We start from the raw sequence: 12,452 nt of genomic DNA on the forward strand, positions 1-12,452 counted from the left end.
GGTCAACGAGGTGAGCTTCCGTAAAGTGGTGGAGGACATCCCCGATCCTCGGGCGACGAAGAAGGAGACCCACCTTGCCACGCACCGTCTACTACACCGCAACCACCCTTGACGGCTACATTGCGGACCCGAGTGATTCCCTCGAGTGGCTGCTGAGGCAGCCCAACGATGAGTCGGATGACAACTTCTTCGCCGGCATCGGGGCGACGGTGATGGGTGCGACGACCTATGAATGGCTGCTGCGCAATCACGACGGTGCGTGGCCGTATTCCATACCGACGTGGGTGATGACCCATCGGGATCTGCCGAAGCCGTCGAAGGACGAGGTGTCTGAGGATCCGGACATCCGTTTCGCCAAAGGATCGGTCGCCGACTACTACGTGGAGATGTGCATGGCCACGGGAGACCACGACCTGTGGATCATGGGCGGTGGTGGCGTGGCCGGACAGTTCGTCGACGAAGGCCTCCTCGACGAGATCATCACCTGGACGGCACCGGTGACGCTGGGATCGGGGCGCCCGCTGCTTCCGCGCCGACTCGACCTTGAGCTCCTCGACGTCGATTGGAAAGGACCGTTCGTGGTCTCACGGCACAAGGTGGTCGGTGCTCTGGCGGAGGACCAGTAGGGTCTGTTCCGTGTGATCAGCGATGTTCGAGCCTGAGAAGCGGACCTCCCAATGTTTGAGAGATCCGCTTCTCAGACGAGTGCACAGCAGAGACCGGTGGTCAGCTCAGTTGACCTGCAGCTCTCCCATTTCGTCCCAGCCGTCTCCGTCGATCTGACGCGAGATGATCTTCGGCGTTGAAGCAAGAGCATTGTTCATCGACCCGCCGTCGGCAGTCGCCTTCTGGAAATGATCGGACTTCACGTGCGCTTCGGCGGCGTCGTCATCGAAGGCTTCGACGAGGACGTACTCATTGGGGTCGTCGAGACTGCGTGACCAGTCGAACCATTTGTTTCCCGGTTCGGCTCGGGTCGCCTCGGTGAACTCCTTGGTGATCTGCGGCCATTCTTCGGCCTTCTCGGGCTTGACCTGGAATTTGACGACGATGAAAATCATGTGGATCCTCTCTTCTCTGTGTGACGATGGCTAGTTCGGTCGGCGGAGTCTTCACCAGCATTGGTGCTGATTGGGACGCTGTTCAGGAGAACTGCATGCCGCCGTCGACGAGCATGGTCTGGCCGGTGATGTAGTCCGAATCCTCGCTGGACAGGAACGACACGAGGTTCGCGACATCCTCGGGAACGGACACGCGTCCGAGGAGAATGTCGCCTGCGTACTTCTTGATCGCTTCCCCCTTGGCCAGTCCCTCCTGCTCTCCGAGTTTCTCATCGATGAGGTCCCACATCGAGGTTCCCACGATGCCTGGTCCATAGGCGTTGACGGTGATCCCGTGCTTGGCCCACTCCATAGCCGCGCCCTGAGTCAGCCCGCGCACAGCCCATTTCGTGGCCGAATAGGGCGAGAGCAGAGCGAACGGGCGGAAAGCGACGATCGATGCGGCTCCGATGATCTTTCCGCCGTTGCCCTGTGCGATCATCTGTTTGGCAGCGGCCTGGTAGGACAGGAACACACCGGTGATGTTGACGTTGAGGATCTTCTCGAAGTCCTCTTTCGAGTAGTCGATCAGGGGTTCGACCTGGGCGATGCCGGCATTGGCGACGAAGACATCGAGCTTTCCGCCCACCTCGACGGCCTTCTTGACCAGTGCTTCGACCGAGGCTTCATCGGTGACGTCGACCTCGGTTCCGGTGGCCTTGCCGCCGGCTGCCTCGATGGTCGCTACCGTCTCCTGGACTCCCTCCTGCATTGTGGGCAGGTCGGCCACGATGACGTGGTGGCCATCGGCGCCGAGGCGCTGTGCGATGCCCTGTCCGATTCCTCGTGCTGATCCCGTGACGACAGCGACGCTGGTGGTCGTGCTCATGGTTGTACTCCTTCGTATCTCGTCGTTGAGTAAGTACGCTCATTCTGTGCGCGACCGACCACCGGAAAATACGGTCCTTCTCATGTGGCGAGAAACTGAAGTCGCCGAGGTGGGGCTTGGCTTCTCAGCGGGAGCCGCCGCGCAGGTACCGCGAGCACAGCCCCGCATGCTCACGCAGCGCGGTGTCGAATGCCTTCGCTCGTCCCGTTGCCTTGGTCGAAGGCGTGCTGATCGCGATGGCTCCGACCTGCATGCCTGTGCCGTTATGGACGGGCACCGCAGCGCAGGTCTGGCGCGGCAGGAACTCGTCGTGTTCCCAGGCGATGCCGCGTGTGGCCACCTCGTCGAGGTGGGTGTCGAGCAGGTCCCGGCGCACGATCGTGTGCGGGGTAAGCACGGGCATTCCACGGGCGTCGAGATACTCGGTGCGCTGCGTCTCCGGCATGGCCGAGAGCAGGATCTTGCCGAAGGCGGTGGCATGTGCGGCCTCGTTGAAGCCGAACCGAAGCGGGCGGAGACGGGGATGCCTCTCGCAGTCGGAGGAGTAGGTGAGCAGGATGTCCGACCCTCGGTAGATCGCAAAATAGGCGGCCGTTCCCAGGCTGCGATGCAGCTCATCGGTGATCTGGCGGATGGGGTGCGGTGCAACGAGACGCTGCTGGAAGGAGAGCCCGAGCTCAAAGCACTTCGGTCCGAGTTCGAAGCTCTTTTCGTCCTTGAGATAGACGAGGTAGCTGCTGTCCTCGAGCTCGTGTAGCAGACGATAAACAGTGGGGAGAGGGATCTCGAGACGGTCGGCCACGGCCTTCGCTGAGACACTGCCCGAGGAGGACACCGCCTCGAGCACGGAGAAGGTCCGATGGATGACAGCACTGTTCGACATTTGCGCTCCTATGATTATCGCCTCGCGAGAATAAGGATAGCGGCTGGTGTTACGGATCACATAGGTTGCTTGTGACCGGTTCGGCAAAGGTGCCCGGGACCAGCGAGACATCAGCACCGGGACACCAGAAGAGGAGCAAAGGAGCACCAGATGGCATTCCCCGCCAAATTTCCATCGCTGAATGCGATGGAGATGACCGATGAAGCTCGGCGAACACTCGTCAGAGTTCTGCGTGTGGCGTTTCCACATGAGAATTTTCCCGATGGACCCTATGAACGGACCGCCGACAAGATCCTCGTCGAAGCCGACGCTGAGACCTGGTTCCGGGTGGCACTGATCCAGGGTCTGCAGTCACTTGATCAGCTCTCGGACAAGAGCTTCTGCTCACTCAATGACGACGAAGCCCTGCGGGTGCTGCGCCGGGTCGAAGGCACGGAGTTCTTCGGATTCGTTCGCCGCACCGCGGCACTCGGCCTCTACGACGACGAAGAGGTGTGGGAGATCCTGGGATACCAAGGACCGTCGTTCGACCTCGGCGGCTATGTCAATCGAGGATTCAACGATCTGGACTGGCTGCCCGAACCGCGCATCCTCTATCCGGAGGGCGAGGACCTGCCGGAACTCGGCCCAGGTGCGCACCTGGGACCGCAGACGGTCAACGTGGCAGACGAATCGACGAATCAGCCGAGCGCTGAGCAGGCCGAGATGGGCGAGGTGAAGAGATGATGGCAGCGAAACCAGCGTCCGGTGGCAGTGTCACCGGCTACAGCATCGACCAGAACGACGAGGCAGTCGTCATCATCGGGTCAGGTGCCGGAGGTGGCACGCTCGCGTATGAGCTGACGGCCAAGGGAATTCCCGTCGTCGTCCTCGAAGCAGGTCCCCATCTGGGACATGACGATTACGTCAACAACGAATGGGAAGCGTTCAACCAGATGGCCTGGCTGGATCCGCGGACGACGACCGGATCGTGGCGAATCGCGCAGGACTTCCCCAACCTGCCGGCATGGATCGTCAAGGCCGTCGGTGGCACGACGACCCACTGGTCCGGAGCCACCCCGCGTTTCAAGAATCATGAGTTCCGTGCCCGCAGCGCCTATGGACGCATCGAGGGAGCCAATCTCCTCGACTGGCCGATCACGCTCGAAGAGATGGCTCCGTACTACGACCGAGCCGAGAAATCGATGGGTTCGACTCACGTCCACGGACGTCCGCCCCTGCCGGCGAACAACAACTACAAGGTCTTCGCCAACGGTGCGAAAGAGGTCGGGTACCGCTACTACGCCACTGGGCCCTATGCCACCAATGCCGAGGAATACGATGGGCGTCCCGCTTCGATCCAGGATGGTTTCAACTTTCAGGGAGACAAGAACAAGTCGAAATGGTCGACCCTGGTCAGAGAGATCCCACGAGCAGCGGAGACGGGCCTGCTCGATCTCCGTCCCGATTCTCAGGCTGTCCAGATCACCCATGATTCAGAAGGGAACGCCGACGCCGTCCTCTACCTCGACGGGGAAGGAAATCTGCAGCGTCAGGCCGCCAAGCTGGTGTGCGTGGCCGGAAACTCGATCGAAACGCCCAGGTTGCTGCTCCTCTCGGGCACACCGAGCTTCCCCGACGGGCTCGCGAACTCCTCGGGACAGGTGGGGCGAAACTACATGCGCCACCTCACCGGGACAGTGTGGGGGCACTTCGACAAGCCCGTGCGAATGTACCGGGGCGAGACCATGGCCGGCGTCATCGCCGATGAGTCGATCCACGATCCCGACCGCGGATTCGCAGGAGGCTACTACATGGAGACGATCGCACTGGGCCCGGCCTTCATGTCGGCATTCGTCGAGCCCGGCGCCTGGGGTCCTGACTTCGCCGAGCTCATGGATCGCTACCTCAACACGGCCGGCATGTGGATCGTCGGAGAGGACCTGCCGCAGGAGTCCAACCGGATCACACTGAACACCACGGTCAAGGATCAGCACGGTCTTCCCGTCCCGAACGTCCACTACGACGATCACGTCAACGACCTGGCAATGCGTGAACACGGCTACGCTGCAGGTGAGAGCGTCTACAGGGCGGTCGGGGCGCAGACCTCGCATCGGACACCGCCGTATCCGTCGACGCACAATCTGGGCACCGCGAGAATGAGCGAACGACCTGAGGACGGCGTGGTCGACAAATGGGGTCGCTCCCACGATGTGAAGAACCTCTTCATCTCCGACGGTTCGGTCTTCACCTCAAGCGCGGCGGCCAATCCGACTCTGACCATCGTCGCACTGGCGATCCGGCAGGCCGAATACATCGCCGAACAGCTGCGGACTCAGCAGCTTTAGGAAGGAACCACATGTCCCTGCTTTCTCCCGCCGACACCGGACTCATCGACCAGCTGCGGTCCGCAGTCGATGAGGTCGGCGCTCGTGCCAGCGATCGTCTGGCTGCCGCACATGATGCTTCCCACTACCTGCTGACACCGCAGGCCGTGGTGAAGCCGCGCAACCGCGAGGAGGTGGCGGCACTCTTCTCGGCCTCACGGCGAAGTGGGGTGCCGATGACCTTTCGTTCCGGTGGGACCAGCCTGTCCGGGCAGTCCGTCTCGGACGCGGTGCTCGTGACACGAGAAGGCATTTCAGGGATATCGAAGTCCTCGACGACGGTGCCCGGGTCCGCTGCGGACCCGGGGCCGTGGTCAGGGCCGTGGACGCGCGACTGCTGCGGCATGGGCGCAAACTCGGTCCCGATCCGGCCAGCGAAGTGGCCTGCACCATCGGCGGGGTCGTCGCCAACAACTCCTCGGGCATGGCCTGCGGGATCGAAGCGAACACCTACCGGACGCTCGACTCGGCCGTGCTCGTCCTGCCCAGCGGAACCGTTCTCGACACCTCGGCGACAGACGCTGATGAGCTGCTGCGGAGACGGGAACCAGCTATCCACGCGGGTCTGGCCGAACTCCGAGATCGGATCCGGGCCGACGCCGAGGCGGTCGCGCGGATCACGCAGCTCCACTCCATCAAGAACACCATGGGCTACGGCCTCAACTCGTTCCTCGACCACGATGACCCGGTGCGCATCCTCGAGCATCTGGTCATCGGCAGCGAGGGGACTCTCGCCTTCGTCGCTGAGGCGACCTTCCGCACCGTGCCGCTGCTGGCGCACGCCTCGACCGGTCTGCTCGTCTTCGACGATCTGCCCGCGGCCACCTCGGTGCTTCCGGAGATCATCGCCACCGGTGCTGCCACGGTCGAACTCCTCGATGCCACGAGCCTGCGGGTAGCCCAACGCGACGAGAAATGCCCGGAGGAGATTCGGGACCTCGACGTGGACGCCCACTGCGCTCTGCTCGTCGAATTCCAGGAGGAGACGGAAGAAGGAATCGACCAGGTCGTGTCCGAGGCGCTGCCGATCCTCGAAGCATTCTCATTGAGCCGACCAGCCGAGCTGACGGTCGACCCGCGACGGCGATCGGCGCTGTGGCACACCCGCAAGGGCCTGTTCACAGCCGTCGCCGGCAACCGTCCCTCGGGGACCGCCGCGCTGCTCGAGGACATCGCGGTTCCGGTCGACCGCCTCGGCGAGACCTGCACTGCGTTGAGCGAGCTGTTCGACCAATACGACTACGCCGATGCCGTGATCTTCGGGCACGCGAAGGACGGCAACATCCACTTCATGATCACCGAGGAATTCGGGAGTGGAACCGACGGCGAGGACTTCGACCTCGACCGGTACGCGGCATTCACCGAGGAGATGGTCGACCTCGTCCTCTCACGTGGGGGAACGCTCAAGGCCGAACACGGCACGGGGCGGATCATGGCCCCGTTCGTCAGGCGCCAGGTCGGTGACGATCTCTACGCCGTGATGAAGCGGGTCAAGGAACTTATCGATCCGCAGTCCCTGCTCAACCCGGGTGTCCTCCTCAGCGACGATCCTCGCGCACATCTGCGCGATCTCAAGACCACCCCGACCACCGAGGAGGAGGTCGACCGCTGCGTCGAATGCGGGTACTGCGAACCCGTGTGCCCCAGCCGCGACCTCACCCTGACTCCGCGTGAACGCATCGTTCTGCGACGCGAGATCGCCCGCGCCGAGGCGGCAGGGGACGAGGAGCTGACCCGGACCCTGCGCAGCGAGTACGACTACGACGGGATCGACACTTGCGCCGTCGATGGCATGTGCCAGACGGCGTGCCCGGTCTTCATCAACACCGGAGACCTCGTGCGCAGGCTGCGCCAGGAGAACACGAACACGATCGAAGAAGCCGGCTGGAACACTGCTGCCAAGGCGTGGGGTCTGGTCAGCTCGGTCGGGGGAGTGGCATTGAGCTCCGCGAAGGCGATGCCCACGCAGCTGCCCGCAGCGGCCACGGGTGTCGGTCGCAAGATCTTGGGCGATGACACCGTGCCCAGCTACTCCGCTGATCTGCCGGCCGGGGGTTCCAAACGTGTGGCTGTCTCGGCGTCGAATCCGGACGTCGTGTGGTTCTCCAGCTGCACGAACACGATGTTCGGACCAGAAGACGGTGGAAGCGGAGATGGAGTTGCCGGTGCCTTCCGCCGCCTGTGCGAACGAGCAGGGATCTCGCTGCGTACGCCGCGGGGCATTCCCTCTCTGTGCTGCGGCACCCCGTGGAAGTCGAAGGGGATGGCCGAGGGATATGCCACGATGCGCAAGTATGTGCGCAGAGAGCTGTGGGCGGCCACCGATGGCGGACGGATCCCCGTCGTCTGCGATGCGTCCTCCTGTACAGAGGGACTGCGTGTGCTCCTCGGCGACGCGACCGACTCGACCGACGCGACCGAGTCGACCGACAAAGACGCAGCGGAGGATTTCGAGATCATCGACCCCGTGGCCTTCGCCACGCAGACTCTGCTCCCTGCGCTGCAGGATCGCGGAGCACTCTCGACCGAACACCGCCTGCCCTCGATCACCCTCCACCCGACATGCTCGTCGACCAGCTGGGAATCAACGAGGACCTGAGCGCGCTCGCCGGGTCCATCGCGGAGGAGGTCAGCGTGCCCGATTCCTGGGGCTGCTGTGCCTTCGCAGGGGACCGGGGCATGCTCCATCCCGAGCTCACCGCTTCGGCGACGAAGGACGAAGCCGCCGAGGTTGAGTCGATCGGCGCGGACATTCACGCGTCGACGAACAGGACGTGTGAGATCGGGATGACCCGGGCGACGGGGAAGCCCTATCGCCACATCCTCGAAGCTCTCGACGAGCTCGTGGGCCGAGCCTGAATCTGATGCTGCCCGGGGTTCATCCGGATGCCGGGCATCCCTGGCGTCGGTGAGCCGCGTGTGATTCGATGCACATATGACTCAAGCATTGGAATCGCATCGCGCTCGCCTCGCCGCCGGAGAGATCTACAACGGGCTGTGGATGATGTCGACGAGCCAGGAGCTGGCGAAGGTCGGATCGGCCGCAGGCTATGACTATGTGTGCCTTGATATGCAGCACGGTTTCACGCGCCCGACCGACGTTCTGCGCCTGACCGATGCCATCCGGGCCAGTGGATCCGCCCTGGTCACGGCAAGGGTCTCGGCGAACCGCTTCACCGAGATCGGCATGCTCGCCGACGCTGGCGTCGAAGCCGTCATCGTTCCGCTCGTGTCCAACGTCGCCGAGGCCGAAGCTGCCGTTTCAGCGCTCGACTACCCGAGCCGCGGCGGTGACCGCTCCTGGGGTCCGACCGCCGAACTCATGCACAACGCGGTCCAGGACACCCGAGACGAGCGTCCGCTCTTGTTCGTGATGATCGAGAACAAGGAGGGTCTGGCCAATGTCGAGAAGATCTGCGAAGTCCCAGGCATCGACGGCGTGTACGTCGGTCCCGCCGACCTCGCCTTCGCCGTCGACGCACTGCCCGGTCAGCCCAATGACGCCCACGCCGAGGCGCTCGTGCGGATACGCACAGCAGCCGACAAAGCCGGCATCGTCGCAGGCATCCACTGCGGTGACGGTACGGAAGCCAAGGTTCGGAAGGAACAGGGATTCCGCTTCATCACCTCGGCGGGGGATATCGGTGCTGCCGGCCGCGCGTTCCGGGAGGATCTGGCGACGGCGCGAGGCTAGTCACCCCTCGATATCGACCACCGTCCGCAGTCCCTTGCTGGGGTCGGCGAATTCCTGCGCCAGGTCTGACAGTCCGATCGGGCCGCCGAGGATGCGGTCCCACGGCATGTTCTTGCCGTCTGCGGCCAGGAAGTCCACGGCTTCCTGCAGGTGGTGTGGTTCGAAATTGTGCACACCGGTGATGGTGCGCCACCCTCGCACGAGCTGTTCGGGATTGATCTCGATGTTCGGTCCAGGACTCACGCTTCCCGCGAGAACTGCGGTGCCGCCGATTCCAAGGCTGGCCACGCAGGTCTCCACACCCGCGGTGGTGCCGGAGAGTTCGAGTGCGACATCGACGTCTGTCGGCACCTCCTCTTCCAGGATCGTGCTCGCCCCGGCGAACAGGGCAAGGTCCTGGCGCTGCGGCGTCGGATCGAAGGCGAGCACCTCGGCGGCACCGCGGGACTGCGCGGCGGCCACCGCGGTGAGCCCCAGCATTCCGAGTCCGTTGACGAAGACTCGACGGCCCCGCAGGTCACCGGCGGCCTCGAGCATCGCCATGACGGTGGCGACAGCACACCCTGCCGTGGTGGCCACGGCGTCTGGCACAGAATCCGGCACTGGGACGACTGCCACGCCGGCCGGCAGGTGGATGTGGGAGGCGTAGGTGCCCGATAGTGCCCACCCGCTGTCGGTGGATTCGTGCCCGACCTTGGCCACCGACTGACATTTTGCGCTGAGCCCGCGCCCGCAGTTCTCGCAGGTCCCGCACACCGAGGTGACCGAGAAGACCACACGCTGGCCAAGCGGGAGCCCAGCCCGCGAATCCTCGACCACGCCGACACCCTCGTGCCCGAGCACAGAGGGGCATGCTCCTGGCCGACGCCCACGCACGGTGTGCCGATCCGAGCCGCAGACGGTGGCGGTGGTCAGGCGAATGAGGCTCTCGCCCTCGGCCAGTTCAGGGCGGTCGAAGGACTGGGTCTCGAACTGATCCCCGCCGAGCCAGACGACGGCTTCAACCGTGTCCGCGAAGACCTCAGCACCCGCCGAGGTGTCGGCCGGGGAAGCCTGAACCGGTGACTGAGTTTGAGCCTGCGTTTGAACCTCCGCCGTCATTGGTTCACCGGGGCCGAAGTTGCCTCCGACGCTGGCAGGTCGGTCAGAGCATCGGGAAGCCCCGCAACGGAATCGAGCACCAGGTGGGCGCCCTCGGCAGCGAAGTCCTTCCGGCTCAGGTGACCGGTAAGCACACCCACCGAGGTGACTCCGGCACGCAGTGCCGACTGCACATCCGCCGAGGTGTCGCCGACGCTGACGACCGCGGCCGTTTCCTCGACGCCGAGTTCCTTCATGACTGTCTCGATCATGTCGGGTGCTGGCCGACCGGCCTCGACCTCGTCGCCGCAGGAGGAGGCGTCGAAGGTCTCGCCCTGCTGCCATCCCATGGAGGAGAAGATGAGATCGGCGATCTCCCGAGCGAACCCAGTCGTCAGAGCGACCTTGATGCCCTGCTCGCGCAGAGTCGCCAGCGCCTCCTCGATCCCGGGCAGCGGCTTCGGCGGATTGTCGGTGTAGGTGCGGCGCAGCTCCTGTCGGAACCATTCCCAGGTCTTCTCATGGAGTTCGTCATCGACTTCGACACCGCCGAGGCGGAGCAGATTTTCGATCGCCCACTTCTTCTCCGTGCCCATCCACTTCTGGAACACCTCGTCAGAGTAGTTCGCACCTTCGCGTTCCGTGGCCTCCCGCAGAACGCGGTAGACCTCGTCTCGGTCGTCGATGGTGGTGCCGGCCATGTCGAAGATGGCGAGTTCAATCATGCTGTTTCTCCTTTTAGCTGGGACAGAGTGTGTGGGGTCGGGTATGTGAAACGGGGTATGTGAAAACGCAGGAGCGCCAACGAACAGCTGGACACCAGCGAATGGCTCGGCGTCAGCGCACGGCTTTGCGCAGCCACATCGACAGCGCTTCGACGGCGAGGACGACGGCGACCATGAGGATGAGGACCATGGTGACCACATCGAACTGGTTGACCCGCGAGGCGTTGAGCAGCAGGAATCCGATGCCGCCGGCGCCGACGACTCCGAGGAGTGTGGCCGAGCGGATGTTGTTGTCGAGCAGGTACATCGTGTGGGCGACGAAGGCCGGTGCCGCCTGGCGCAGTGTGGCTGAGAAGAACACCTGTGCTTCGCTGGCACCAGTGGCCCGCATCGCCTCCTGCACCTGAGTGTCCGTCTCCTCCAGCGAATCGGCGATGAGCTTCGAGAGCAGGCCGATCGCCCCGATGGACAGAGCCAGCGTGCCGGCGACCTCGCCCAGACCGGAGATGACGACGAAGATGATCGCGAGAATGAGCTCGGGAATGCCGCGCACGATCACGATGATCACCCTGAACGTCTGGTGCACATAGGCATTCGCCACGGCGTTTCGAGCGGCGAGGATGCCGATCGGTATCGCGAGGACAGCACCGATGAGCGTGGCCGCGAGCGAGATCTGGATCGTCACCAGCAGCTGTTCGAAGAGGTTGGACATGGACCCGCCGGCCGACGGCGGGAAGAACAGCGCCAGGGTCTGCGGCAGGTCGAGGATCCCCTGCGCGAGTGCCGACCAGGACACATCCACGCGCCACAGGGCCGCGACGGTGAAGACCACGATCAGTGCGACCGAGAGGAAACGTCTGATGCGAGCCGAACTCCACGGTGGTGTCAGGTGGAGATCGTTGACACCGGACTCGCGGCCGCGGTTGAGCAGACGATCGACCCAGGTGCCGCCGGTGATCCTCTGCCCGGCCGACCTCATCAGCGCAGCGCGAATAGCGCCGGAGACGAGCTCGAGGCCGATGCACAGCAGCAGGACGAGCACCGCCAGAGCCATGCCCCGCTGATAGTCCAGCGTCCGCAGAGAATCGGCGATCGCCAATCCGATGCCGCCCACGCCGACATAACCCAACAGCACCGAGGTGCGCAGATTGATGTCAAACCTGTGCAGCGCCGTTGCGATGAGCTGGGGCATCAGAGTCTGGGGGATGGCCGCCATGATCTGCTGTGCGCGACTGCCGCCGAGGGACTCCACGGACTCGCGTGGGCCGTCGTCGAGTTCTTCGATCGCGTCGGCGTAGAGTTTGGCGATCATGCCGACCGAATGGATGCCCATGGCGATGATGCCGGCCGTGGCTCCGAGCCCGAACATGCGCAGGAAGATGATCGCGAGCACCAAATCGGGGACTGCCCGAGCCAGCACCGTCAGTGCGCGAGCAACCCACTGCGAGGTGACACCCCACCGAGTCGGTCTGGCCGCAGCCAGAGCCACGGGAACGGAGAGTGCGACCGAGAGGAGCGTGGCAAGGAAGACGATGGCCAAGGTCTCGAACACCAGGGAGAGGGTCTCTGCCACAGGTGGGAAGTCGAGGGGGAACATGCGGGCGAAGAAGTTCACCGCATTGTCGAAGGAATCGACGATCGTCGCAATATCGATGCCAAGCGCACCGACGGACCACACGCCCCCGACGACCAAGGCGATCATGACGAGCGCGGCGGCGAGGCTGGACCGGCCGGACGCGGACGTACTGGGACCTCGCGAACGTCAGGTGGGGCCT

Annotated in this window: 10 protein-coding genes and 1 pseudogene; 5 read left to right on the forward strand and 6 right to left on the reverse strand. The window is 64.0% G+C overall.

Annotation, left to right across the window (positions count from 1 at the left end; genetic code table 11):
* The first annotated feature begins 74 nt into the window (after nt 1-74).
* On the forward strand, nt 75-626 hold the full coding sequence (locus PGC08_RS01080) for a dihydrofolate reductase family protein (protein ID WP_009882128.1): 552 nt from the start codon (nt 75-77) through the stop codon (nt 624-626).
* Between the two features lie 105 nt (nt 627-731).
* Here PGC08_RS01080 and PGC08_RS01085 read toward each other — a convergent pair whose 3' ends face one another.
* The 3 genes from PGC08_RS01085 to PGC08_RS01095 form a co-directional block, all read right to left on the reverse strand.
* Complete coding sequence (locus tag PGC08_RS01085; RefSeq protein WP_114319422.1) at nt 732-1,061, reverse strand: putative quinol monooxygenase; 330 nt, start codon at nt 1,059-1,061, stop codon at nt 732-734.
* Between the two features lie 82 nt (nt 1,062-1,143).
* Entirely contained in the window at nt 1,144-1,929 is a 786-nt protein-coding gene (locus tag PGC08_RS01090) for an acetoin reductase (protein ID WP_125187600.1), read from the reverse strand.
* A 124-nt stretch (nt 1,930-2,053) separates the two neighbouring features.
* Nucleotides 2,054-2,812, reverse strand: a complete 759-nt coding sequence (locus PGC08_RS01095) for an IclR family transcriptional regulator (RefSeq protein ID WP_271709284.1) — start codon at nt 2,810-2,812, stop codon at nt 2,054-2,056.
* Nucleotides 2,813-2,962: 150 nt separating this feature from the next.
* Between PGC08_RS01095 and PGC08_RS01100 the strand changes: the two genes are divergently transcribed.
* The 4 genes and pseudogenes from PGC08_RS01100 (at nt 2,963) to PGC08_RS01115 (ending at nt 8,872) form a co-directional block, all read left to right on the forward strand.
* Nucleotides 2,963-3,538 carry a hypothetical protein gene (locus PGC08_RS01100; RefSeq protein WP_271709285.1) on the forward strand — a complete coding sequence of 192 codons (576 nt, stop codon included), beginning with the start codon at nt 2,963-2,965 and terminating at the stop codon, nt 3,536-3,538.
* Nucleotides 3,538-5,139 carry a GMC family oxidoreductase gene (locus PGC08_RS01105; RefSeq protein WP_271710087.1) on the forward strand — a complete coding sequence of 534 codons (1,602 nt, stop codon included), beginning with the start codon at nt 3,538-3,540 and terminating at the stop codon, nt 5,137-5,139. Before PGC08_RS01100 ends, PGC08_RS01105 begins: the two co-directional genes overlap by 1 nt.
* Before the next feature lie 11 nt (nt 5,140-5,150).
* Nucleotides 5,151-8,037, forward strand: a pseudogene (locus tag PGC08_RS19480) (FAD-binding and (Fe-S)-binding domain-containing protein).
* A 76-nt stretch (nt 8,038-8,113) separates the two neighbouring features.
* Nucleotides 8,114-8,872, forward strand: coding sequence for an HpcH/HpaI aldolase family protein (locus tag PGC08_RS01115; RefSeq protein ID WP_271709286.1), 759 nt, complete (start codon nt 8,114-8,116; stop codon nt 8,870-8,872).
* On the opposite strand, the gene PGC08_RS01120 is transcribed toward PGC08_RS01115, so the two are convergent.
* From PGC08_RS01120 to phnE, 3 genes are all read right to left on the reverse strand, one after another.
* On the reverse strand, nt 8,873-9,973 hold the full coding sequence (locus tag PGC08_RS01120) for an alcohol dehydrogenase catalytic domain-containing protein (protein WP_271709287.1): 1,101 nt from the start codon (nt 9,971-9,973) through the stop codon (nt 8,873-8,875).
* Complete coding sequence (locus PGC08_RS01125) at nt 9,970-10,677, reverse strand: phosphonatase-like hydrolase (RefSeq protein ID WP_125187603.1); 708 nt, start codon at nt 10,675-10,677, stop codon at nt 9,970-9,972. Before PGC08_RS01125 ends, PGC08_RS01120 begins: the two co-directional genes overlap by 4 nt.
* A 112-nt stretch (nt 10,678-10,789) precedes the next feature.
* Entirely contained in the window at nt 10,790-12,379 is a 1,590-nt protein-coding gene (phnE, locus tag PGC08_RS01130; RefSeq protein WP_271709288.1) for a phosphonate ABC transporter, permease protein PhnE, read from the reverse strand.
* Between the last annotated feature and the right edge of the window lie 73 nt (nt 12,380-12,452).

Source organism: Brevibacterium sp. BDJS002 (assembly GCF_028201555.1).
Taxonomy (GTDB): Bacteria; Actinomycetota; Actinomycetes; order Actinomycetales; family Brevibacteriaceae; genus Brevibacterium; species Brevibacterium aurantiacum.

Coding starts and splice junctions, on each gene's coding strand:
- PGC08_RS01095 (WP_271709284.1), bottom strand. CDS start 2,812: ATGTCGAACAGTGCTGTCATCCATCGGACCTTCTCCGTGCTCGAGGCG.
- PGC08_RS01085 (WP_114319422.1), bottom strand. CDS start 1,061: ATGATTTTCATCGTCGTCAAATTCCAGGTCAAGCCCGAGAAGGCCGAA.
- PGC08_RS01115 (WP_271709286.1), top strand. CDS start 8,114: ATGACTCAAGCATTGGAATCGCATCGCGCTCGCCTCGCCGCCGGAGAG.
- PGC08_RS01090 (WP_125187600.1), bottom strand. CDS start 1,929: ATGAGCACGACCACCAGCGTCGCTGTCGTCACGGGATCAGCACGAGGA.
- phnE (WP_271709288.1), bottom strand. CDS start 12,379: ATGATCGCCTTGGTCGTCGGGGGCGTGTGGTCCGTCGGTGCGCTTGGC.
- PGC08_RS01125 (WP_125187603.1), bottom strand. CDS start 10,677: ATGATTGAACTCGCCATCTTCGACATGGCCGGCACCACCATCGACGAC.
- PGC08_RS01120 (WP_271709287.1), bottom strand. CDS start 9,973: ATGACGGCGGAGGTTCAAACGCAGGCTCAAACTCAGTCACCGGTTCAG.
- PGC08_RS01100 (WP_271709285.1), top strand. CDS start 2,963: ATGGCATTCCCCGCCAAATTTCCATCGCTGAATGCGATGGAGATGACC.
- PGC08_RS01105 (WP_271710087.1), top strand. CDS start 3,538: ATGGCAGCGAAACCAGCGTCCGGTGGCAGTGTCACCGGCTACAGCATC.